This is a genomic window from Streptomyces sp. NPDC052687, from assembly GCF_040678395.1.
Lineage (GTDB): Bacteria > Actinomycetota > Actinomycetes > Streptomycetales > Streptomycetaceae > Streptomyces.
Genome location: NZ_JBFATR010000001.1, coordinates 555743 through 577506 on the forward strand (window position 1 = coordinate 555743; position 21764 = coordinate 577506).

The following is a 21764-nucleotide window of genomic DNA, read 5'->3' on the forward strand; positions in this document are numbered from 1 at the left end:
GTCACTCACCAGCCAGCAGCGCGACCGGGTCCAGGGTCTCGTCGCCCTTGTTCCAGTTGCAGGGGCACAGCTCGTCCGTCTGCAGGGCGTCGAGGACCCGCAGGACCTCCTTGGGGTTACGGCCGACGGAGCCGGCGGTCACCATGGTGAACTGGATCTCGTTGTTCTGGTCCACGATGAAGACCGCGCGCTTGGCGAAGCCCTCCTCGTCCTCGATGCCGAGGGCACGCATCAGCTCGTGCTTGGAGTCGGCCATCATCGGGAACGGCAGGTCGCGCAGGTCGTCGTGGTCCTTGCGCCAGGCGTGGTGGACGAACTCGGAGTCGCCGGAGAAGCCGAGGACCTGGGCGTCACGGTCGGCGAACTCGTCGTTCAGCTTGCCGAAGGCCGCGATCTCGGTCGGGCACACGAAGGTGAAGTCCTTGGGCCAGGCGAAGATCACCTTCCACTTGCCCTCGTAGGTCTTGTGGTTGATCTTCTCGAACTCCTTGCCCTTCTCCAGCGAGACGCAGGCGGTCAGTTCGAACTCGGGGAACTTGTCACCGACAGTGAGCACTAGCTCTCCTTGCAGCGCAGCGAAGAAACACCCGCTTTTGACGGGTGTTTCCCATGGGTTGGACGAGCATGATCGTGGCACAGCGCGCATTGATTAGTGAAATAGCTACACTTGGTCGCGTTGATCGGAGGTAGCTATTAGTGACTGTAGGTAACGTGAACCCCATGGGTCATGCCGGCAAGCGGCGCCAGCCCAGTCTCGCCCAGCTGAGGGCCTTCGCCGCCGTCGCCGAGCATCTGCACTTCCGGGACGCCGCCGCGGCGATCGGCATGAGCCAGCCCGCGCTCTCCGGCGCCGTCTCCGCCCTGGAGGAGGTGCTGGGAGTGACCCTCCTCGAGCGTACGACCCGCAAGGTGCTGCTCTCGCCCGCCGGCGAGCGCCTAGCCGTCCGCGCGAAGGCGGTCCTGGAGGAAGTGGGCGCGCTGATGGAGGAGGCCGAGGCGGTGCGGGCGCCCTTCACCGGGGCGCTGCGGCTCGGCGTGATCCCCACGGTCGCGCCGTATCTCCTGCCGACCGTGCTGCGCCTCGTCCACGAGCGCTACCCCGACCTCGACCTCCAGGTCCACGAGGAGCAGACCTCCAACCTCCTCGACGGCCTCACCAGCGGCCGCCTCGACCTGCTGCTGCTCGCGGTGCCGCTGGGGGTGCCGGGGGTGGTGGAACTGCCGCTGTTCGACGAGGACTTCGTCCTGGTCACCCCGCTCGACCACCGGCTCGGCGGCCGGGAGGGCATCCCGCGCGAGGCGCTGAAGGAACTCAACCTGCTGCTCCTGGACGAGGGCCACTGCCTGCGCGACCAGGCCCTCGACATCTGCCGCGAGGCCGGCCGCGAGGACGCCCCCGTGACGACCACCGCCGCCGGCCTGTCCACCCTCGTCCAGCTGGTCGCGGGCGGCCTCGGCTGCACGCTGCTGCCGCGCACCGCCCTCAAGGTGGAGACCAGCCGCAGCAACCAGCTCCTCACCGGCTACTTCGCCGACCCCGCCCCCACCCGCCGCATCGCCCTGGCCATGCGAGCGGGCGCCGCCCGCGGCGCCGAATACACAGAACTGGCCTCCGCCCTACGCGACGCCCTGCGCCCCCTGCCGGTAAGGGTGGTGGAGGAAACAGGCTGAGCCGCCTCCGGCACGGGGCACTGGAAAGCAAGGCCCAGTCACCCCACCCCCGGGGGCGCGGGGAACTGCGCGCCCAGCCCCCACCGGCCCGCAGCCGCCCGCGACCCCGAACCACCCCCTCGGACGGCCCCCGTCACACGCTGCCGCAACAGCCGAGCCCCAGTCACCCCACCCAGGGCCGCGGGGAACTGCGCGCCCAGCCCCCACCGCCCCACAGCCGCCCGCAACCCCGAACCACCCCCTCGGACGGCCGGCGTCACACGCTGCCGCAACAGCCGAGCCGCAGTCACCCCACCCAGCGGCGCGGGGAACTGCGCGCCCAGCCCCCACCGGCCCGCAGCCGCCCACGACCCCGAACCACCCCCCCGTGGGCGCCCAGGCCCGCGGAGCTACTCCGTGCGCAGACCATCCGGCCGCATCAGCCGAATCAGCGGCGGCATGCTGAGCAGCGTGACGACAAGCACCACCCCCGCACCCATCCCCGTCATCGCCAGCACACTCGCCCAGTCCACCCGCACCGCGGTGTCCGTCATCTTCAGCAGCACCGTGCCCAGCGTCAGCCCCACCACGCAGGCCAGCGCGAGACCGAGCGCGATCGGCACCGCCGTCTGCCACAGCACCGACAGACTCAGCGTCGAGCGCCGCGTGCCGAAGGCGACCAGTGAGGACAGCAGCTTGCGGCGTTCCCGCAACTGCTCCAGCTGGGAGACGAGCAGACTCGCCCCGATCAGCAGCAGCACACAGCTCGCGCCGACGAACAGGCCGGTGCGGATGGCCGCGAACCGGTTGCTCTGCTCGGCGGCCACCCAGGTCATCGGCTCGACGAACGGGTCGATGTCCGCGGCGGTGTTGCGCACGTGTTCCCGGGCGTCCGGTACCGACCCGTCCAGCCGCAGATAGAGCTGTCCGGGCACGGCCGCCGCGGCCTCGCGGGGCAGGGCGCCCGGGGTGAGCAGGATGCCGCCGCGCCGGACGCCGGTGGGGTCCGGGACCGCGCGGGCCCGCTGGATGTCCTCCGGCACGGGCCAGGCGACCGGCGTCGCCTCGTCGCCGGACGAGGTGGTGTTGAAGTACAGCGTGGCGCCCGGCCGGGCCAGCGCGGGTCCGTCGGTGTCGTACTCGGCGCCCTCCAGCACGAACACGTCGCCGTCCCGGCAGGAGGGCAGCGCGGCCAGCTCCCGCAGGGACCCGCAGTCGCCGACGGCGACCTGCGTGAACCGCTCCGGCTCCTCGGCGCGGTCGCCGACCATGCCCTCGGAGAAGCCGTACACCCGGGTGACGCCCTCGGTCGCCTCGAAGCGGGCGCGGGCGGCGTCGAGCGAGAGGCCCGCCGGGACGCCGACCTGCATCTGGGCGCGGGTGAGGTCCTGCCCGGTGTTCTTCGTGTAGTCGTCCTCGACGCCCGCGAACAGCATCTGCAGCGCGATCGCCCCGGCCACCGCCACCGCGATGCCGTTGACCATGCGGGCCGCCGAGCCGCTGCTCAGCTGGAGCCGCCGTACGGCGAGCTGCCAGGACACCGCACCCGCGCCGAGCCGGGCGACGACGGCCTCGACGATCCACGGCAGCAGCGCGGTCACGCCGACCAGCAGCAGCAGCACACCGCCGGTGACGAGGTACTGGTTGAACTCGCCCTCGTCCCGCCCGTTGCCGATCATCGGGTAGAGCATCGCGAGGCCCGCCAGCGGCAGCAGCAGCCGCCACCACAGCCGGCGCCGCGCGGGCCGTGCCGTGCGCACCACCCCGAGGGGTTCGATCACCACGCCGCGCAGCGCGGCCTGGGTGACCAGCACGGCCGCGGCCGGCACCGCGACGGCGACCAGCAGCGCGAGCAGCGGCGAGGGGTCCAGGTAGCTGGGGAAGGCGCTGAACCGGAACACCTCCACCGACCCCGCCCACTGGCGGCCGATCAGGAAGAACCCGGTGCCGAAGACCAGCCCGAGCAGCGCTCCGGCCATCGCCTCGCCCGCCGCCACCCGCCGCGTCATCCGGCTGTCGGCGCCGACCAGCCGCAGGGCGGCCAGCCGCCGGTCGCGGCGCTCGCCGCCGAACCGCACGGCCGTGGCGACGAAGACGCCGACCGGCATCAGCAGCACCACGAAGATGACCAGGATCAGCAGGAGCAGCACCGGGTCCATCCGCTCCGTCGACGGCAGCGGATCACCGAACCGGTCGATCCGGGACGCCCCGTCGTCCAGCCGTGCCGCGAGCCCCTCGCCGCCCCGGTAGAAGGCCAGTTCCTGCGAGCCGATCAGCCCGCTCTCCCCGATGGTGCCGGTGATCCGCTGCGGCAGCCGGTCGCGCAGCAGCTTCCCCCCGTCCGACTCCAGCAGCCGCTTCAGGGCGGGCGAGACGACCATCTCGTCCACGCCGGGGAGCCTGTCCAGGCCGGGCGGCACGGGAGCGTGCGGCCCCTCCGGCTCCAGCACCCGTCCGCGGATGTCCTTGTCGCGGAAGGTCGTACCGGCGTTGGCGACGAGCAGGGTGTCGTCGCCCTTCTCCAGCTCGGTCTGGCCGAACCGGAGGTCCGAGCGGGCGCTCTCCCGGTCGTGCCGTGCCTCCAGCGCGTTCGGGATCGCGGTCGTGAGCAGCAGCAGCGCCACCCCGAGCCCGACTCCGACGGCGGTCAGCAGGGCGCGGATCCACCCTTCCCGCCCGCCGGCGAACGCGAACCGGAACCCGAGTCCCAGGTCCCTCGCCCACTGCCGCAGGTTCATACGATCCGCTCCATGTCCCGTGACTTGCCGTCCCGTACGACGATCTCGCGGTCGGACCAGGCGGCGACCCGCGCCTCGTGGGTGACGAGCACGACGGCCGCGTTGGCCGACCGGGCCGCGTCCGTCAGCAGCTCCATCACGCGCTCGCCGTTGAGGGAGTCGAGCGCGCCCGTCGGCTCGTCGGCGAACAGCACCCGCGGGCCCGTCACCAGCGCCCGCGCCACGGCGACGCGCTGCCCCTGCCCGCCGGAGACCTCGCCGGGCCGCTTCTTGGCGATGCCGTCGACCTCCAGCCGGGCCATCCACTCCAGCGCCGTGCGCTCGGCGGCCCGGCGGGGCGTGCCGTTCAGCCGCAGCGGCAGCGCCACGTTCTCCACGCAGGTCAGCTCCGGCACCAACTGCCCGAACTGGAACACGAACCCGAACTCGCTGCGCCGCAGCGCGCTGCGCCCGGCGTCGCTCATGGTGGCCAGCTCCCGCCCGGCGTACGTGATCGACCCGGCGTCGGGGGTGACGATCCCGGCGAGGCAGTGCAGCAGGGTGGACTTTCCGGACCCGGAGGGGCCCATCACGGCGACGACCTCGCCGGGGTGGATGGAGAACCCGGCGCCGTCCAGCGCCGTCGTCGGCCCGTACGTCTTGCGCAGCCCTTCGGCCACGAGCAGGGCTCCGGCGGGGGCGCTCACTCGGACACCACCGCCGCGGCCAGCTTGTCGAGACGCGCGGCGGTCAGCTCCAGCCAGCGCAGGTCGGCCTCCAGGTGGAACAGGGCGTGGTCGCAGATCAGCTGGTCGGCGAGGTCGCCCTTGCGCTTGCGGTCGGTGAGGATCCGCATCATGCGCAGGTGTTCGGCGCGCTGGCCGTCGAGGATGTCGGCGGCGTCGCGGTGGGTGAGGAGGGCGAGGACGACCTTGGTGTAGAGGGTCGACTGCAGGTACGGCTCGGGCTTCTCCGGGGTGGCGAGCCAGCGTTCGACATCGGTGATCCCGGCGTCGGTGATCGCGTACCGCTTGCGCTCCGGGCCGCCGCCGGGCTCGATGCCGTCGACTTCGACGAGCCCGTTCTTCAGCAGGCGGGACATCGTCGAGTAGACCTGGCCGTAGTGCAGCGGCCGGTCCTGACCGAACTTCGCGTCGAAGGCGCGCTTGAGGTCGTAGCCGTGGCGGGGGCCGGACTCGAGCAGGCCGAGAAGAGTGTGACCGATGGACATGGCGGCCACTCTACACACCATGTATACGTCGTGTGTATACGCCCCGTGTCTAGTTGTCGCTCCGCTCGCCCCGGCCGCCCGCCGGGCCCTTGGGCGGCCGGCCCCGACGCGGGATCGGCCCCGCCTCGCCGGGCAGCCGGCCGGACTCGGCCAGTGCCCGGCGCAGCAGGAACTCGATCTGCGCGTTGGCCGAGCGCAGCTCGTCACCGGCCCAGCGGGCCAGCGCCTCGTACACCAGCGGGTCGAGCCGCAGCAGCACCTGCTTGCGCTCCTGCCGCGGCCGGCGCCGGGGAGCGGGTCCCTCCGCGGAGTCCGTCACTGGTAGAGCGTCCCGGTGTTGAGGACCGGCTGCGCGGAGCGGTCCCCGCACAGCACCACCATGAGGTTGGACACCATCGCCGCCTTCCGTTCGGAGTCGAGTTCCACGATGTCCCGCTCGGCGATCCGGTCCAGGGCCGCCTCGACCATGCCGACCGCGCCGTCCACGATCTGCCGCCGCGCCGCGACCACCGCGCCGGCCTGCTGGCGCTGGAGCATCGCCGAGGCGATCTCGGGGGCGTAGGCGAGGTGCGTGAAGCGGGACTCGATGATCCGCACGCCGGCCGCCTCGACGCGCGCCTGCAGCTCGACGGCCAGCTTCTCGGTGATCTCCTCGGCGTTGCCGCGCAGCGAGAGCCCGTCCTCGTCGTGGGCGTCGTACGGGTACTCGATGGCGATGTGCCGGACGGCCGCCTCGGTCTGGGTGGAGACGAACTCGATGTAGTCGTCCACCTCGAAGGTGGCCTGCGCGGTGTCCTCGACCTTCCACACCACGACCGCGGCCAGCTCGATCGGGTTGCCGTAGGCGTCGTTGACCTTCAGGACGGCGGTCTCGTGGTTGCGGACCCGCGTCGAGATCTTGGTGCGGGAGGTGAGCGGGTTCACCCAGCGCAGTCCGTCCTGGCGGATCGTGCCCCGGTAGCGCCCGAAGAGCTGCACCACGCGGGCCTCGCCCGGCGCCACCATGTTCAGCCCGCACATGGCGACGAACGCGGCGACGCCGGTCAGGACGCCGAGGGCGATCAGCGCGGCCTTGGCGCCGGCGGCCGTCACGGTCGTCGCGGCGACGACCATGGCGATGCCGCCGAGCAGCCCGAGCAGGCCCAGCAGCAGGGCGAGTCCGCCGCCGATGCTGTGCGCGGTGAACTCCCGGACGCGCGGCTCGGGCATGTCGGGCAGATCGGCGACGGCGGCGGTGTCGTGTGTGGCCATGGGTGGCCCCCCGTTCTCGTACGGCTTAGCTTCGATCTAGCTAAGTGATATCACTTTACCCCGTCACGGCAACCACAGCCCCCTCTCAAGCGTCGGTTCCGGTGGGGCGGGTGCTGATTGTCACGTCCAGAAAAGGCCGGATCGAACCGACTTGGTCACATAGAGCGGTGTTAGCTTTCAGAGCTGACCTGACGCACGCGACTTGTGTGACAACCGAGAACGAAGCGGAGCAGACGCACTCATGGGACGAGCGGAAGAGAGACGAGCGCGACAGCGCGGTGGCCGCCGCGCGGCGCCCCGGCGCCGCCGTTCGTCGGGGGCGGCGGGCGCGACCGGCAAGAGCGGCATACGCCGGCTGTTCACCTGGAAGAAGATCCTCGGCACGTTCCTCGGGACGTGCCTGCTCGGCATCGGCGCGTTCGTCGTGCTGTACCTGATGATCGACATCCCCCAGGGGAACGCCCTCGCCAAAGAACAGGGCAACGTCTACAAGTACAGCGACGGCGCCACCCTCGCCCGCAAGGGCCTCAACCGTGAGGTCGTCGACCTCGCCGAAGTGCCCAAGCCCGTCCAGAAGGCCTTCGTCGCCGCCGAGAACAAGTCCTTCTACAGCGACTCCGGCGTCGACCTGAAGGGCACCGCCCGCGGTGTCCTCAACACCCTCTCCGGCAAGGGCAAGCAGGGCGGCTCGACGATCACCCAGCAGTACGTCAAGAACTACTACCTCACCCAGGACCAGACGGTCAGCCGCAAGCTCAAGGAGCTGGTCATCTCCCTGAAGGTGGACCGCCGGATGTCGAAGGACGAGATCCTCGCGGGCTACATGAACACCAGCTTCTACGGCCGCGACGCCTACGGCATCCAGGCCGCCGCCCAGTCGTACTACCGCGTCGACGCCGCCGACCTCAGCCTCGAACAGGGCGCCTACCTGGCCGCGCTGCTCCAGGCGCCCAACTCCTACGACTGGTCGATCGCCTCCCCCACCGGAAAGAGGCTGGTCCGCGAGCGCTGGGACTACGTCCTCGACAACATGGTCGAGGAGGGCTGGCTCGACGCCGGCAAGCGCGCCGCCATGACGTTCCCGGTGCCCAAGGACCCCAAGGCCGCCCCCGGGATGGAGGGCCAGAACGGCTACATCGTCGAGGAGGCCAACCGGGAACTCGCCCGGCAGCTGGTCGCCCAGGGCTCCGCCGCCGACATGGAAGAGGCCCTGACCAAGATCAAGCGCGGTGGCTGGACCATCACGGTCAACATCGACAGCAAGAAGCAGAAGCTGCTGGAGAAGGCCGTCGAGGACCAGCTGACCAGCAAGCTGGACCCGAAGAAGCGGGACGTCGACGCCGACGTCCAGGCCGGCGCCGTCTCCGTCGACCCGAAGACCGGCAGGGTCCTCGCCATGTACGGCGGCACGGACTACGTCGAGCACTACACCAACAACGCCACCCGCGACGACTACCAGCCCGCCTCCACCTTCAAGCCGATGATCCTGGCCGCCGCCCTGGAGGAGGGCGCCACCACCCAGGACGGCACCCCCATCACCGCGAGCACGGTCTACGACGGCGACAGCAAGCGCCCCGTCGTGGACAACGGCACCCGGGTCGGCTTCGCCCCGGAGAACGAGGACGACGTCGACTACGGCGACATCACCGTCCAGACGGCGATGAACAAGTCCGTCAACTCCGTCTTCGCGCAGATGGGCGTGGACGTCGGCATGCAGAAGGTGCTCGACGTCGCGGGCGAGCTGGGCATGGACACCGAGGAGCTGGAGGCCGTACCCGCCCAGACCCTCGGCTCGATGGGCGCGAGCCCGCTGGAGATGGCCGGCGCCTACGCCACCCTCGCCAACCACGGCAAGCAGGTCACCCCGACCCTGCTGAAGTCCGCCGAGCACCGCGCCACCACGGTCGACCTGCCCGACCCGGTCGGCGAGCGGGTCATCAGCCGCGAGGCCGCCGACACCGTCACCTCGGTCCTCACCGGCGTGGTCGACGACGGTACGGCCCGCCGCTCGGTCCGCGAGAACCCGCTGCGCAACGGCCAGCAGGTGGCCGGCAAGACCGGCACCTCCGACGACAACAAGTCGGCCTGGTTCACCGGCTACACCCCCGACCTGGTCACCTCGGTCGGCCTGTTCGGCGAGGACGACAAGCCCCCGCACGCACAGGTCCCGATGTACAAGGCCGGCGGCGAACCCCGCGTCAACGGCGGTGGCTTCCCGGCGCAGATCTGGGCCCAGTACACCTTCGGCGCGATGGACAAGGTGACCCGGTTCGACCTGAACACCACCCAGGGCGCCGCAGTCCGGCCCACCCCGACCCCGACGCCCACCCCGACCCCGTCCGAGGAGCCGACGACGCGGTCCCCGTCGCCGTCCGCCAGCGTGTCGGAGTCCCCGTCCCGGACGCCGTCGCAGACCCCGAGCCAGACGCCCACCCCGACCCCGACGCCGACCCCGACGCGAACGACGCCCACGGCGACCCCGCCGGCGAACGGCGGCGGAGACAACGGTGGCGGCGGTGGCCTGCCCGACAACCCCTTCGACCCCGAAGAGGACGATCAGTAAGAGGGCGACCAGCAAGGCTCTTGCGCCGCACCCGCCGGACGACGACGTCATCCGGCGGGTGCGGCGCTGTATCCGGTCCGCTGTATTCGGTTCCGCTATATCCGGTTCAGCTCGAACCAGACGACCTTCCCGGTGCTGAGCCGGGTCGCTCCCCACCGCCGAGCCATCCGGTTGACGAGATACAGCCCGCGCCCGCCTTCGTCGGTGGCCCGGGCCTGCCGCAGCCGCGGCAGCTGCGGCACGTCGTCGCCGACCTCGCAGCGCAGCACGTCGGTGCGCAGCAGCCGCAGCGTGACCGGCCGCGTGGCGTACCGCACCGCGTTGGTGACGACCTCGCTGACCAGCAGCTCCACCGAGTCGGTCAGCTCCTCCAGCCCCCACCGGGCCAGCGCCCGGCGGGCCAGCCGCCGGGCCCGGCCGGGCGCGGCGTCCTCCGGCTCCAGGTACCAGTAGGCGACATCGCTCGGCGCGATCCCGTCGAAGCGTGCCGCGAGCAGCGCGATGTCGTCGTCCCGGTCGCCCGGCCCGAGCATGTCCAGCACCTCGTCGCACAGCGCCTCCAGCGGCGGCGGGTGGTCGGGCCCGGTGAGCTGCGCGGTCGCGGCGAGCTTCTCGCGCAGCTGCTCTATGCCGGTCCACACGTCCCGCAGCCGGGACTCGACCAGACCGTCGGTGTAGAGCAGCAGCGTCGCCCCGGCGGGCGCGTCCAGCTCGACGGCCTCGAAGTCCACGCCGCCCACCCCGATCGGGGCGCCCGCGGGCACCCGCAGCACCTCCGCGCGCCCGCCCAGGTGCAGCAGCACGGGCGGCGGATGGCCGGCGTTGGCGATGGTGATGCGGTGCGAGACCGGGTCGTAGACGGCGTACAGGCAGGTCGCCATCCGGTCGGTGCCCAGCCGCTGGGCCTGCTCGTCGAGGTGGTGCAGCACCTCCTGCGGCGGCAGGTCAAGCCCGGCGAGGGTCTGCGCGGTCGTCCGCAGCTGGCCCATGATCGCGGCGGAGGTCATGGAGTGGCCCATGACGTCACCCACCACGAGCGCCACGCGGCTGCCGGGCAGCGGGATCGCGTCGTACCAGTCACCGCCCACCCGCGCGGTCTCCGCGGCGGGCAGATAGCGCGAGGCGAGCCGCACGCCGGTCGGCTGCGGCAGCGTCTCCGGGAGCATGGTGCGCTGCAGCTCGTCGGCGATGTACGCCTCCCGGCCGTACAGCACCGCCTTGTCGATGCCGAGCGCGCTGTGCGTGGCCAGCTGCGCGGCCACGAGGAGGTCGTCCGCCTCGAACGCGACCCGCTCCGGGCCGCGCAGGAACACGGCCGCGCCGATCACCCGGCGGCGCCCGCGCAGCGGCGCGAGGATGGCCCGCTGGCCGCCCGGGACGAGCGACTCGCCGTCCTCGCCGAGGAGTTCGGGCAGCGCGGCACGGGCGGCGGGCGCGTCCGCGAACACCGGACGCACGCCGCGCAGCACCTCGTTGAGGGCGCCGCCGGGGCGCACCTCGCACAGCTCCGCGGTGAGCGCGGACAGCTCGGACGGCTCCGGCTGGAACACCGGCAGGAAACCGCCCTCGGTGTCCCGCTCCTCCGGGATGCGGTCGGTGCGGCGCAGCCGCAGCACCACCGGGCCGGTGGGCCGCTCGTCGCCGACCGGCAGCGGGTCGCGCAGGTAGACCAGGATCGCGTCGGAGAAGGTCGGCACGGTCGCCCGGCACAGCCCCATCACGATCTCGTCCAGGTCGATGCCGCGGGCGATCCGCCGGGTCGCGGCGCCCACGAAGCGCAGCCGGTCGCCGTCCCGGCGCATGGGCGTGGGCCGGCCGGGCGGCAGGCCCTGGCCGGTACGGCGCTCCTGCTCCAGCCCGGGCGGCTGGACCGGGATGGCGTCCGGCGCCGACGCGGGACGGGGGCGGTGTTCCCCCACGCCCGGCTTCGCCCGCACGGGGGGCGCGCCCATCGACTCGGCGGCGGCCGGCTGGGAGTGCTCGGGTCCGGTGCCGTCGGACACCGCGGCCACCGGCGCGCCCGGAGGCGTCTCACCGGCACCGCGGGCCTGGGCCTGTGCCTGGGCCTGGGGTAATCCGGCGGCGCCGGGCGCGGGGCGCTGTGGCCCCGGGGCACGCAGGAGCGCCCCGCGGGGATCCGCGGGGTCGGTGCCCGCCTGGGGGCGCTCGAAGGAGGTCGGCTGCTCCGTCACGCGTGTCGCATCCATCCGTCCGGGGCTGCGCGCCGCGCGTTCCGCGTGCGCCGCTGCAGTTCGTCCCGCAGGAAGGCCGATACCCCGAATACGTGCCCGGGGAACGGATTTCCCGCGTGGTCAGAGGTTGTTCCCGTGCCACTCGCGGACCGGCCGCGGCCCGCACGGCCAGTGCGCTCGTACCCCTCGCTCACGTCCTGCCGCCCCTCGGTGACATGTGGTCAGGCCCGTTGCGCGCCCCGGGAGTTGCCGCCGCGCGCTCTTGCGGAGGACGATCCTACGTTTCTTGCCCGGGGGCGCATCAAGGGTCTCATGAGGACAGGTGCGCGGGCGTGCGATCCCAGTCGTCCGGGAGGACGGGGACGGACCAGGACGGATCCGGGCGCCAGTGCTGCCAGCCGTCCGAGAACGGCGGGCCCCAGGCACGGATCACCTCCACCGCGTCCCGCCCCGCCGCCCGCACCCGCTCGGCGAGCCGGTCGTCCACCAGGCCGTCCCGCTGCGCCTGGGCGAACTCGTCCTCGTCGCGCCAGTGCCAACTGCGGTCCGGGTGCACGGAGATGTCCAGGAAGTGGTCGGTGGAGTCGACCCCGCCGTCCCAGCGGGCCAGCGGCTCCTCCAGGTTCACGTACCAGTTCTTGAACCGCCAGCCCGGCTCCCAGAACAGCCACACCGACCACGGCTCGCCCGGCCGGGCCAGCTTCAGCACGCCGGTGCCGAACCAGCGGTCGCGCTGCACGGTGCGCGGCTTGGTGTAGCGGGTCTCCAGCGGCTCCAGATGCACGGGCGTGCCGTCGGCGAGCACCGGCTTCACACACTCGGTGCCGGGCGCCATCCAGACGGCCAGCACCTCCTCGTCGTCGCGTACGACGGTGACGGGGCGCGCGATGTGGAAGCGTTCGCCGGAGTTCTCCCGGTACCGCCACAGGATCTGACTCCCGGGCGCCCAGAAGGCCTTCGCGCCGCCCGCTTCCACGTCTCTCACCGTTCCGTCGTCCGCCATGCACAGATATTAGGTGCCGTTGTCATACGACGCTGCGGTACGCGTCACGGTTCACACGCGCGGAACCCACGGTCACGGACGTGTCATCCGCAGGACGTCCAGCGCCTCGTCGAGCTGCTCGACGGTGAGGTCGCCGCGCTCGACGTAGCCGCTCTCCAGCACCACCTGCCGGATCGTCTTCCGCTGCGCGAGCGCCGTCTTGGCGACCTTGGCGGCCTCCTCGTATCCGATGTACTTGTTGAGCGGGGTGACGACGCTGGGCGACGACTCGGCGTACTCGCGGGCGCGTTCGCGGTGGGCGACGATGCCGTCGACGGTGCGGTCGGCGAGCAGCCGCGACACGTTGGCGAGCAGCCGGACGGACTCCAGCACGTTCTTCCCGATGACCGGCAGCATGACGTTGAGTTCGAAGTTGCCGGCGGCTCCCGCGGCGGCGATGGTGGCGTCGTTGCCCATGACCTGCGCGGCGACCATGAGGGTGGCCTCGGGGATGACCGGGTTGACCTTGCCGGGCATGATCGACGAGCCCGGCTGGAGGTCGGGCAGGGAGATCTCGGCGAGCCCGGTGCGGGGGCCGGAGGCCATCCACCGCAGATCGTTGGCGATCTTCGTCAGCGACACGGCGATGACCCGCAGCTGACCGCTGGTCTCCACGATCCCGTCGCGGGCGCCCTGCGCCTCGAAGTGGTCGCGGGCCTCGGTGAGCGGCAGCCCGGTGGCCCGGGCGACCTCCTCGATGACGGCGGCGGAGAAACCGGGCGGCGTGTTGATGCCGGTGCCGACGGCGGTTCCGCCCAGGGGCAGTTCGGCGAGCCGGGGCAGGGACGCCCGCAGCCGCTCCACCCCGTACCGCACCTGCGCGGCGTAGCCCGCGAACTCCTGGCCCAGCGTCACCGGCGTCGCGTCCATCAGGTGCGTCCGCCCCGACTTCACGACGTCCGCGAACTCCTCCGCCTTGCGGGAGAGGGCGGCGGCGAGGTGCTCCAGCGCGGGGATCAGGTCACGGGTGACGGCGGCGGTGGCGGCGATGTGGATGGAGGACGGGAAGACGTCGTTGGAGGACTGCGAGGCGTTGACGTGGTCGTTGGGGTGCACCGGCTTGCCCAGCCGCTCACTGGCGAGGGTGGCGATGACCTCGTTGGTGTTCATGTTCGACGAGGTCCCGGACCCCGTCTGGAACACGTCCACGGGGAAGTGCTCGTCCCAGCGCCCCTCCGCGACCTCCGCGGCCGCCTCCTGGACGGCCTGCGCGATGTCCTCGTCCACCACTCCCAGCCGGGCGTTCACCTTCGCCGCCGCGGCCTTGATCCGCGCCAGCGCCTCGATGTGCGCCCGCTCGATCCGCTGCCCGGAGATCGGGAAGTTCTCCACCGCCCGCTGCGTCTGCGCCCGCCACTTCGCGTCCGCGGGGACCCGGACCTCGCCCATGGAGTCGTGCTCGATGCGGTATTCGCTCATACCGGCTATAGCGATCGACGCCGGTGTGATGTTCCGGGGGGCTCGGGCCGCCCCCCGGAAGGGCTAGGAAGAAGTTGCCCAGGGGGCGGAGACCCCTGGGCGGGACCGAAGGGGCGGCAGCCCCGTGGGGAGGGGACGGGCAGGGGCGGCGGGGGCGAGATCCGTCCCCGCCGCGACCCACGGCACTACGCCAGCCCGGGGCCCCGCACCGGGATGTGGGTGAACGTCGGCTCCGGAGCCGGGTTCTGGAAGAAGTCGTTGCCCTTGTCGTCGACCACGATGAACGCGGGGAAGTCCTCGACCTCGATCTTCCAGACCGCCTCCATCCCCAGCTCCTCGTACTCGACGACCTCGACCTTCTTGATGCAGTCCTGGGCGAGCCGGGCCGCCGGGCCGCCGATGGAGCCCAGGTAGAACCCGCCGTGCGCGGCGCACGCGTCGGTGACCTGCTTGCTGCGGTTGCCCTTCGCCAGCATCACCTTGGAGCCGCCGGCCGCCTGGAACTGCTCGACGTAGGAGTCCATCCGCCCGGCCGTCGTCGGCCCGAACGAGCCCGACGCGTAGCCCTCGGGCGTCTTCGCGGGCCCGGCGTAGTACACCGGGTGGTCCTTCAGGTACTGCGGCATCTCCTCGCCCGCGTCCAGCCGCTCCTTGATCTTCGCGTGCGCGATGTCCCGCGCCACCACCAGCGGACCGGACAGCGACAGCCGCGTCTTGACCGGGTACTTCGTCAGCTCGGCCAGGATGTCGTCCATCGGCTGGTTCAGGTCGATCTTGACGACGTCCCCGGCCTCCTCCAGCTGCGCGTCCGTCGTGTCCGGCAGGAACCGCGCCGGGTCGGTCTCCAGCTGCTCCAGGAACACGCCCTCGGCGGTGATCTTCGCGACGGCCTGCCGGTCGGCGGAGCAGGAGACGGCGATGGCGACGGGGCAGGACGCGCCGTGCCGCGGCAGCCGGACCACCCGCACGTCGTGGCAGAAGTACTTGCCGCCGAACTGCGCCCCGATCCCGATCTTCTGGGTCAGCTCGAAGACCTTCTCCTCCAGCTCCTTGTCCCGGAAGCCGTGCCCGAGCGGCGAACCCTCGGTGGGGATCTCGTCCAGGTAGTGCGCGGAGGCGTACTTCGCGGTCTTCAGCGCGTACTCCGCCGACGTACCGCCGACGACGATCGCCAAGTGGTACGGCGGGCAGGCGGCCGTGCCGAGCGAACGGATCTTCTCCTCCAGGAACTTCATCATGGAGGCCTCGTTCAGGACGGCCTTCGTCTCCTGGTACAGGAAGGACTTGTTGGCGGAGCCGCCGCCCTTCGCCATGAACAGGAACTTGTAGGCACCGCCGTCGGTGGCGTACAGCTCGATCTGCGCCGGCAGGTTGGAGCCGGTGTTCTTCTCCTCCCACATGGTGAGCGGAGCCATCTGCGAGTACCGCAGGTTGAGCTTGGTGTAGGCGTCGTAGATGCCGCGCGACAGGGCCTCCTCGTCGCGGCCCTCGGTCAGCACGTTCTGCCCGCGCTTGCCCATGACGATCGCCGTGCCGGTGTCCTGGCACATCGGCAGCACGCCCGCGGCCGCGATGTTCGCGTTCTTCAGCAGGTCCAGCGCCACGAACTTGTCGTTGCTCGACGCCTCGGGGTCGTCGATGATCCGCCGCAGCTGCGCCAGGTGCGCCGGGCGCAGGTAGTGCTGGATGTCGTGGATCGCCTCCTCGGCCAGCTTCCGCAGCGCCTCCGGCTCCACCTTCAGGAACGTCCGCCCGTCCGGCCCCTCGACCGTCGAGACACCCTCGGAGGTCACCAGCCGGTACGGGGTGGTGTCCTCTCCCATGGGGAGCAGATCGGTGTACGCGAACTCAGGCATCCTCGCCCATTCCTCACTCACGACAGACAGCGGCTGGCCTCCATTGGCAGCGTCCCCCAGCGTAGAACCTGGCTCCGACGGCGGGTCTGTGAGGTAAGGCTCAGTTCCCGGCCGTGCGGGGCTGTCGCGATCTATCGTGTTTCGCTACGCTGCTGTCGTGGACCTTCAGAAGCAGACCGCGCCGGCCTCCCGACGCGCCTCGCAGCTGCGCGACCCCGGCCGCCCCGACCCCGGACTGCGCGCCTCCGACGCCGACCGTGACCGCGTCGCGGACCTCCTCGGCCAGGCCCTCGCCGAGGGCCGCCTCACCCCCGAGGAGCACGCCGAGCGGGTCGCGGAGGCCTTCCGGGCCCGGACGGTCGGCGAGCTGGACCCGCTGGTGCGCGACCTGCCCGGCGGCCACCGGCAGCGCGCGGCCGCGAGCCCGTACGGCCTCGCGCCGGACCGCCCCACCGCCGCCCTGCCGCCCTACCCGGACGAGAACGTGGTGGCGGTGTTCAGCGCCGCGCTGCGCAAGGGCCGCTGGCGGGCCGGACGCCGGATCCACGCGTACGCGGTCTTCGGCAGCGTCGAGATCGACCTCAGCGAGGCGCTGTTCGAGTACCAGCAGGTCGTGGTGAAGGCCTTCTCGCTCTTCGGGCACGTCGAGGTCACCGTCCCCGAGAACGTCTCGCTGCGCGGCACCGGCGGCGGTGTGCTCGGCCAGTTCGAGGTGGACTCGCTGGACGCGGAGGACCCGGACGCGCCGGTCGTCTACGTCGACGGCTGGGCGGTCCTGGGGAACGTCGAGGCCCGTCCCCGGCGGGGAAGGACCGTCGCGGACATCCTCGACCGCGTCCGGCGCACGGCCGAGCGGGGTTTGCGGGGGCGCCACAACCGTTGACGGATGTGAATCGGGCCCCGGCGCGGGAGACCGACCAGGCGGTCGGGGACTCCCTGCATAGGCGCGCGTACAGCGGGTAGACCTTGCTGCATCGTCTCTCGCTCGCGAAGCCGTCGTCAGGAGTAGACCGTGCTGCAACCGCCGCCTTCGTCCCTGCAGGTAGCTGCTGTACCGGCCCCGCGGGTGCCGGCGCGAGACAGGGACCAGGACGCCCCCTGGCACACCGAGGCGGTGTGCCGGCGCGACGAGGCCGGACTGTTCTTCGCGCCCTCCAAGGAACCCACCGCCGCGCGCCTGTCGCGCGAGGAGGCGGCCAAGCGCGTGTGCGCGCGCTGCCCGGTGATGGTCGAGTGCCGCGAGCACGCCCTTCTCCAGCCCGAGCCGTACGGCGTGTGGGGCGGCCTGACCGCCGCCGAACGCCGCGTCGTCCTGGCCCGGCGCCGCCGCCGCGACCTGGAACTGAAGAAGGCGGCGCGGGCGGCGAGCCAGATAGCGGCGGCGGGCTGACCGCCCGCACACGCGAAACGGCACCCCCTCCGCACAGGGGGCGCCGTTCTCTTTGCGCGTGGCCGACGCTTTTCGCCGGGGGACCGCTCGACGCCGGGCGAGAGGTCCCACCCTCAGGGTCGCGGGGCTCGGAGGCCGCTCGAAGCCCCCTGAACAACCGTTACTTCGCGCGGTCGAAGTCGATCGCGCTGTACGCGCGCAGCTTGCTCAGCCGGTGCTCCGAGTCGATCCGCCGCACCGTCCCGGACTTCGACCGCATCACGATCGAGTCGGTCGTCGCCGTCTCCGACCGGTACCGCACACCCCGCAGCAGCTCACCGTCGGTGATGCCGGTGGCGACGAAGAACACGTTCTCCCCGGTGACCAGGTCCTCGGTGGTCAGCACGCGGTCGAGGTCGTGCCCCGCGTCGATCGCCCGCTGCTTCTCCTCCTCGTCCTTCGGCCACAGCTTGCCCTGGATGGTGCCGCCGAGGCACTTCACCGCGCAGGCCGAGATGATGCCCTCGGGCGTACCGCCGATGCCGAGCAGCAGGTCCACGCCCGTGCCCTCGCGCAGCGCCAGGATGGAGCCGGCGACGTCGCCGTCCGAGATCAGCTTGATCCGCGCCCCGGTCTCCCGGATCTCCTGGATGATCCCCTCGTGCCGCGGCCGGTCGAGGATGACGACCGTCACGTCCTCCGGCGTGGACCGCTTGGCCTTGGCGACGCGGCGGATGTTGACCGCCACCGGCGCGTCGATGTCGACGAAGTCGGCCGCCTCGGGTCCGGTGACCAGCTTGTCCATGTAGAACACGGCGGACGGGTCGAACATGGACCCGCGCTCCGCCGCCGCCAGCACGGCGATCGCGTTCGGCATGCCCTTGGCGGTCAGGGTGGTCCCGTCGATCGGGTCGACGGCGATGTCGCACTCGGGCCCGGTCCCGTCACCGACCCGCTCCCCGTTGAAGAGCATCGGCGCCTCGTCCTTCTCGCCCTCGCCGATGACGACGACGCCGTTCATGGAGACGGTGGAGACGAGGGTCCGCATGGCACGCACCGCGGCACCGTCGGCGCCGTTCTTGTCGCCGCGTCCCACCCAGCGGCCGGCGGCCATCGCCGCTGCCTCGGTCACGCGGACGAGTTCCAGGGCGAGGTTGCGGTCGGGAGCCTCGGAGGGGACATCGAGCTCGGACGGCAGATGATGCTCGGTCATCGGAGCGCACCTTTCTGATACGACGACGGCCGGATGAGGGTGTTGGCCATGACTCTATCGTCAGGGCGACAAAATGAGCAGGGCACCCCACGGATGAGCGGACCGGGGCACCTGCGACGATAGAGGTGTGGCAGGTACGAACGGCAAGCAGAAGACGGCCCGGAGCATGATGTTCTCCCTGGGCGTGACCTTGCTCGCGGGAGGGGTCATGTACCTCTTCATCCCGCACGAGGACAAGGAACCGGTGCTGAAGCCGGTCGACTACCGCGTCGAGCTGCTCACGGCCCGCCGCGCGGCGCCGTACCCGGTGGCCGCGCCGGAGGGCCTGCCGGCGGACTGGAAGGCGACCTCGGTGCGGTACCAGGGGGCCGAGAACGACACCTGGCACCTGGGCTTCCACACGCCCGACGGCGAGTACGTCCAGGTCAAGCAGTCCACCGAGAAGCCGTCGAAGTTCATCGACGAGGCGACCAAGGGCGCCCACGCGACCAAGGTCACCGAGCGGATCGACGGCCGCACCTGGACGCGCTGGACCGGCGGCCGCTACGACGCGCTGGTGCTCCCGGCGGACGCGAAGGGCGCCGGCGGCGCGACGACCGTCGTGGCGGGGACGGGCTCCTTCGCCCAGCTGAAGCAGATGGCGGCGGCGCTGAAGCCGGCGTGAGCCGGCGGGCGCGGGCCGCCGCGACAGACGAAGGGCCCCGGCGGGTGCCGGGGCCCTTCGTGTGTCCGTCCCGACGTCCGTGCGCCGCCGCGGCGGACTGAGACGGTGGCGGACTCAGACGGTGGTGACGACCTGCTCGTACGACAGCCGCGGGGAGCGCGGGAACCAGGCGTCCGGGCCCGGCTTGCCGATGTTGACCACCATCAGCGGGGTGTGGTCGTCGTCCAGGAACTCCTTGCGGACGCCCTCGAAGTCCAGCCCGGTCATCGGGCCGGCGGCGAGACCGGCGGCGCGGACGCCGATGATGAAGTACGCGGCCTGCAGGGCGGCGTTCAGCGCGGCGGCGTTCTCCCGCACCGGGCGCTCGGCGAAGAAGACGTCCTTGGCCTGCGGGAAGTGCGGGAAGAGCGCGGGCAGCTCCTCGTGGAACTCGTTGTCCGCGGAGAGGATCGCGACCAGCGGGGCGGTGGCCGTCTTGGGCTGGTTGCCCTCGGCCATGTGCCGCACCAGGCGCTCGCGGGCCTCGGCGGAGCGGACCAGGGTGATGCGCAGCGGGGACTGGTTGAACGCGGTCGGGCCGTACTTGACCAGGTCGTAGATCGCCCGGACCTGCTCGTCGGTCACCGGCTCGTCGGTGAAGGTGTTCGCGGTGCGGGCCTCACGGAAGAGCAGGTCCTGGGCGGCGGGGTCAAGAACGAGGGACATGGTCGAACCTTTTTCCACGGGTGGTGCTGAACGACGTCGACCTTACGTCGTTGAAGTTCAACGTTCAACCAAAAGGGGAGCGTGGTGATCCGCTTCACAGCCCGCACTGCCGCAATTCCGGCGCCGAACGGCCGCCGCTACTCCCGCTCGGCCTCCGCCTCCTCCGCCGCGGCCTCCTCCGCCAGCGCCGCGTCCAGCCGCGCCCGCGCCCCCTCCAGCCAGTGCCGGCACACCTTGGCCAGCTCCTCGCCGCGCTCCCAGAGCGCCAGGGACTCCTCCAGCGTCGTACCGCCCGCCTCCAGCCGGCGTACGACCTCGATCAACTCGTCCCGGGCCTGCTCGTACCCGAGCGCCTCATCCACCTTGCTGGTCATCCACTCACCCTAGGTTCGACTCGTACGGAGAACTCGCCCTCGGCCACCCGCGCGCGCAGCGGCTCGTCCGCCGCGACCTCGCCGGGATCGCGGACCACGTGCCCGTCGGCCTTCTGGAGCACGGCGTACCCCCGCTGGAGCGTGGCCGCGGGCGACAGGGCCACCACGCGCGCGTGGGTGTGGGCCAGCTCGGACTCGGCGCGGTCCAGGAGGTGGCCCAGGCAGCGGCGGCCCCGCTCGGTCAGCGAGTCCACCAGGTCGGCGCGCTCGTCGATCATCCGGTGCGGATTCTGTATGGCCGGCCGCGCCAGCGCGTGCGCCAGGCCCCGCTCCTCCCGGTCGACGAAAGCCTCCACACAGCGCCGCGCGCGGCCGCGCAGCTGCCGCACCCGCTCCAGCTCCTCGCCGACGTCCGGCACGACCTTCTTGGCCGCGTCGGTCGGGGTGGAGGCGCGCAGGTCCGCCACGTAGTCGAGGAGCGGGTTGTCGGGCTCGTGGCCGATCGCCGACACCACCGGCGTCCGGCACGCGGCCACCGCGCGCACCAGCTGCTCGTCGGAGAACGGCAGCAGGTCCTCCACGCTGCCGCCGCCGCGCGCGACGATGATCACGTCGACGTCGTCGATCTCGTCGAGCTCCTTCACCGCCTGCACCACCTGCGGCACGGCGTGCACGCCCTGCACCGCGACGTTGCGCACCTCGAAGCGCACGTGCGGCCAGCGGTGCCGGGCGTTCTCCAGCACGTCCCGCTCGGCCGCCGACGCCCGGCCGCAGACCAGGCCGATCAGCTGGGGCAGGAAGGGCAGCGGCTTCTTGCGCTCCGGCGCGAACAGCCCCTCACCGGCCAGCGCCTTCTTCAGCTGCTCCAGCCGCGCCAGCAGCTCGCCGACGCCCACGGGCCTTATCTCGGTCGCGCGCAGCGACAGCTGGCCCCGCGGCGCGTACCACTCCGGCTTCGCGAGCACCACCACGCGGGCGCCCTCGCTCACCACGTCGGCCACCGCGTCGAACACCTGCCGGTAGCACGTCACGCTCACCGAGATGTCGTACGACGGGTCGCGCAGGGTCAGGAACACCACGCCGGCGCCCGGCCGCCGGGACAGCTGGGTGATCTGCCCCTCGACCCACACCGCGCCGAGCCGGTCGATCCAGCCCCCGATGAGCCGCGACACCTCACCGACGGGGAGCGGGGATTCCGCGGACGTGTTCACAGCCATGTCCGTGAGCGTAACGGCAGTGACTGACAATCCGGGGTGGCGCGTCCCGGTGCCGTGGTACGTGCCGCCACGACCGGGGGCGTCCTCCGCGCGCACGGCTCGGCCCTCCGCGCCGGAGCCCGCGCGGCCCCGCCGGACGACCAGCCCCACCGGCCCCACCGCCGGGCTGGACGGCGCCCGCGACGCGCGCCGCCTCCGACGCCTCCACGTTCACGGCGACGGTGATCGCCGCGCACAGCAGCGCCCCGCGCGGCACCGCGGCGTCCCTGCGGGACAGACCCCGGGGACCAGCTCCTCCAGC

19 protein-coding genes are annotated in these 21764 nt (G+C 72.0%); 5 read left to right on the plus strand and 14 right to left on the minus strand.

What is annotated here, in order from left to right; translation table 11 throughout:
* Position 1: 1 nt before the first annotated feature.
* Positions 2–556: a peroxiredoxin gene (locus AB0K92_RS02645; protein WP_166002055.1), complete on the minus strand. Its 555-nt coding sequence runs from the start codon at positions 554–556 to the stop codon at positions 2–4.
* Between the two features lie 164 nt (positions 557–720).
* Between AB0K92_RS02645 and AB0K92_RS02650 the strand changes: the two genes are divergently transcribed.
* Positions 721–1671 carry a LysR substrate-binding domain-containing protein gene (locus AB0K92_RS02650; RefSeq protein ID WP_365918656.1) on the plus strand — a complete coding sequence of 317 codons (951 nt, stop codon included), beginning with the start codon at positions 721–723 and terminating at the stop codon, positions 1669–1671.
* Positions 1672–2060: 389 nt separating this feature from the next.
* Here AB0K92_RS02650 and AB0K92_RS02655 read toward each other — a convergent pair whose 3' ends face one another.
* From AB0K92_RS02655 to AB0K92_RS02675, 5 genes are read right to left on the minus strand one after another with little or no spacing between them, the layout of a single operon-like run.
* Positions 2061–4388 (minus strand): FtsX-like permease family protein, encoded by a 2328-nt coding sequence (locus tag AB0K92_RS02655; RefSeq protein ID WP_365918658.1) that lies wholly within the window; start codon positions 4386–4388, stop codon positions 2061–2063.
* The gene (locus AB0K92_RS02660) at positions 4385–5074 is read right to left on the minus strand and encodes an ABC transporter ATP-binding protein (protein WP_365918660.1); all 690 of its coding nucleotides are present in this window, start codon (positions 5072–5074) and stop codon (positions 4385–4387) included. Before AB0K92_RS02660 ends, AB0K92_RS02655 begins: the two co-directional genes overlap by 4 nt.
* Positions 5071–5598: a PadR family transcriptional regulator gene (locus tag AB0K92_RS02665; RefSeq protein WP_166002059.1), complete on the minus strand. Its 528-nt coding sequence runs from the start codon at positions 5596–5598 to the stop codon at positions 5071–5073. The genes AB0K92_RS02660 and AB0K92_RS02665 overlap by 4 nt, the downstream gene beginning before the upstream one ends.
* 49 nt (positions 5599–5647) lie before the next feature.
* Positions 5648–5917, minus strand: coding sequence for a hypothetical protein (locus AB0K92_RS02670; protein ID WP_365918662.1), 270 nt, complete (start codon positions 5915–5917; stop codon positions 5648–5650).
* A complete protein-coding gene (locus tag AB0K92_RS02675) occupies positions 5914–6849 on the minus strand; it encodes an SPFH domain-containing protein (RefSeq protein ID WP_166002061.1) in 936 nt (311 codons plus the stop codon). The genes AB0K92_RS02670 and AB0K92_RS02675 overlap by 4 nt, the downstream gene beginning before the upstream one ends.
* A gap of 241 nt (positions 6850–7090) precedes the next feature.
* Between AB0K92_RS02675 and AB0K92_RS02680 the strand changes: the two genes are divergently transcribed.
* Entirely contained in the window at positions 7091–9412 is a 2322-nt protein-coding gene (locus AB0K92_RS02680; protein WP_365918665.1) for a transglycosylase domain-containing protein, read from the plus strand.
* Positions 9413–9507: 95 nt separating this feature from the next.
* On the opposite strand, the gene AB0K92_RS02685 is transcribed toward AB0K92_RS02680, so the two are convergent.
* From AB0K92_RS02685 to AB0K92_RS02700, 4 genes are all read right to left on the minus strand, one after another.
* Complete coding sequence (locus AB0K92_RS02685) at positions 9508–11619, minus strand: SpoIIE family protein phosphatase (RefSeq protein WP_365918667.1); 2112 nt, start codon at positions 11617–11619, stop codon at positions 9508–9510.
* 295 nt (positions 11620–11914) lie between these two features.
* Positions 11915–12607 (minus strand): DUF402 domain-containing protein, encoded by a 693-nt coding sequence (locus tag AB0K92_RS02690; protein ID WP_365918669.1) that lies wholly within the window; start codon positions 12605–12607, stop codon positions 11915–11917.
* 72 nt (positions 12608–12679) lie between these two features.
* Positions 12680–14065: a class II fumarate hydratase gene (locus AB0K92_RS02695; RefSeq protein WP_365918671.1), complete on the minus strand. Its 1386-nt coding sequence runs from the start codon at positions 14063–14065 to the stop codon at positions 12680–12682.
* 185 nt (positions 14066–14250) lie between these two features.
* On the minus strand, positions 14251–15921 hold the full coding sequence (locus AB0K92_RS02700; RefSeq protein ID WP_365918673.1) for a fumarate hydratase: 1671 nt from the start codon (positions 15919–15921) through the stop codon (positions 14251–14253).
* A gap of 205 nt (positions 15922–16126) precedes the next feature.
* On the opposite strand from AB0K92_RS02700, the gene AB0K92_RS02705 reads away from it, so the two are divergent.
* Both AB0K92_RS02705 and AB0K92_RS02710 read left to right on the plus strand, forming a co-directional pair.
* Entirely contained in the window at positions 16127–16804 is a 678-nt protein-coding gene (locus AB0K92_RS02705) for a DUF1707 domain-containing protein (RefSeq protein WP_365918783.1), read from the plus strand.
* Between the two features lie 129 nt (positions 16805–16933).
* The gene (locus AB0K92_RS02710; protein WP_365918675.1) at positions 16934–17311 is read left to right on the plus strand and encodes a WhiB family transcriptional regulator; all 378 of its coding nucleotides are present in this window, start codon (positions 16934–16936) and stop codon (positions 17309–17311) included.
* Between the two features lie 160 nt (positions 17312–17471).
* On the opposite strand, the gene glpX is transcribed toward AB0K92_RS02710, so the two are convergent.
* Positions 17472–18503 carry a class II fructose-bisphosphatase gene (gene glpX, locus AB0K92_RS02715; protein WP_166002068.1) on the minus strand — a complete coding sequence of 344 codons (1032 nt, stop codon included), beginning with the start codon at positions 18501–18503 and terminating at the stop codon, positions 17472–17474.
* 127 nt (positions 18504–18630) lie between these two features.
* On the opposite strand from glpX, the gene AB0K92_RS02720 reads away from it, so the two are divergent.
* Positions 18631–19167, plus strand: coding sequence for a DUF4245 domain-containing protein (locus tag AB0K92_RS02720; protein WP_365918677.1), 537 nt, complete (start codon positions 18631–18633; stop codon positions 19165–19167).
* 114 nt (positions 19168–19281) lie between these two features.
* Here the strand turns inward: AB0K92_RS02720 and AB0K92_RS02725 are convergent, their stop codons facing one another.
* The 3 genes from AB0K92_RS02725 to xseA form a co-directional block, all read right to left on the minus strand.
* Positions 19282–19872 (minus strand): malonic semialdehyde reductase, encoded by a 591-nt coding sequence (locus tag AB0K92_RS02725; protein ID WP_166002070.1) that lies wholly within the window; start codon positions 19870–19872, stop codon positions 19282–19284.
* 137 nt (positions 19873–20009) lie between these two features.
* Complete coding sequence (locus tag AB0K92_RS02730; RefSeq protein ID WP_166002071.1) at positions 20010–20246, minus strand: exodeoxyribonuclease VII small subunit; 237 nt, start codon at positions 20244–20246, stop codon at positions 20010–20012.
* Complete coding sequence (xseA, locus tag AB0K92_RS02735) at positions 20243–21463, minus strand: exodeoxyribonuclease VII large subunit (protein ID WP_365918680.1); 1221 nt, start codon at positions 21461–21463, stop codon at positions 20243–20245. Before xseA ends, AB0K92_RS02730 begins: the two co-directional genes overlap by 4 nt.
* Between the last annotated feature and the right edge of the window lie 301 nt (positions 21464–21764).

What these genes read in the sequence shown, in the direction of transcription:
- AB0K92_RS02650 (WP_365918656.1), top strand. Translation starts at nt 721, where the DNA reads ATGGGTCATGCCGGCAAGCGGCGCCAGCCCAGTCTCGCCCAGCTGAGG.
- AB0K92_RS02655 (WP_365918658.1), bottom strand. Translation starts at nt 4,388, where the DNA reads ATGAACCTGCGGCAGTGGGCGAGGGACCTGGGACTCGGGTTCCGGTTC.
- AB0K92_RS02665 (WP_166002059.1), bottom strand. Translation starts at nt 5,598, where the DNA reads ATGTCCATCGGTCACACTCTTCTCGGCCTGCTCGAGTCCGGCCCCCGC.
- AB0K92_RS02675 (WP_166002061.1), bottom strand. Translation starts at nt 6,849, where the DNA reads ATGGCCACACACGACACCGCCGCCGTCGCCGATCTGCCCGACATGCCC.
- AB0K92_RS02680 (WP_365918665.1), top strand. Translation starts at nt 7,091, where the DNA reads ATGGGACGAGCGGAAGAGAGACGAGCGCGACAGCGCGGTGGCCGCCGC.
- AB0K92_RS02685 (WP_365918667.1), bottom strand. Translation starts at nt 11,619, where the DNA reads ATGGATGCGACACGCGTGACGGAGCAGCCGACCTCCTTCGAGCGCCCC.
- AB0K92_RS02690 (WP_365918669.1), bottom strand. Translation starts at nt 12,607, where the DNA reads ATGGCGGACGACGGAACGGTGAGAGACGTGGAAGCGGGCGGCGCGAAG.
- AB0K92_RS02695 (WP_365918671.1), bottom strand. Translation starts at nt 14,065, where the DNA reads ATGAGCGAATACCGCATCGAGCACGACTCCATGGGCGAGGTCCGGGTC.
- AB0K92_RS02700 (WP_365918673.1), bottom strand. Translation starts at nt 15,921, where the DNA reads ATGCCTGAGTTCGCGTACACCGATCTGCTCCCCATGGGAGAGGACACC.
- glpX (WP_166002068.1), bottom strand. Translation starts at nt 18,503, where the DNA reads ATGACCGAGCATCATCTGCCGTCCGAGCTCGATGTCCCCTCCGAGGCT.
- AB0K92_RS02725 (WP_166002070.1), bottom strand. Translation starts at nt 19,872, where the DNA reads ATGTCCCTCGTTCTTGACCCCGCCGCCCAGGACCTGCTCTTCCGTGAG.
- AB0K92_RS02730 (WP_166002071.1), bottom strand. Translation starts at nt 20,246, where the DNA reads ATGACCAGCAAGGTGGATGAGGCGCTCGGGTACGAGCAGGCCCGGGAC.
- xseA (WP_365918680.1), bottom strand. Translation starts at nt 21,463, where the DNA reads ATGGCTGTGAACACGTCCGCGGAATCCCCGCTCCCCGTCGGTGAGGTG.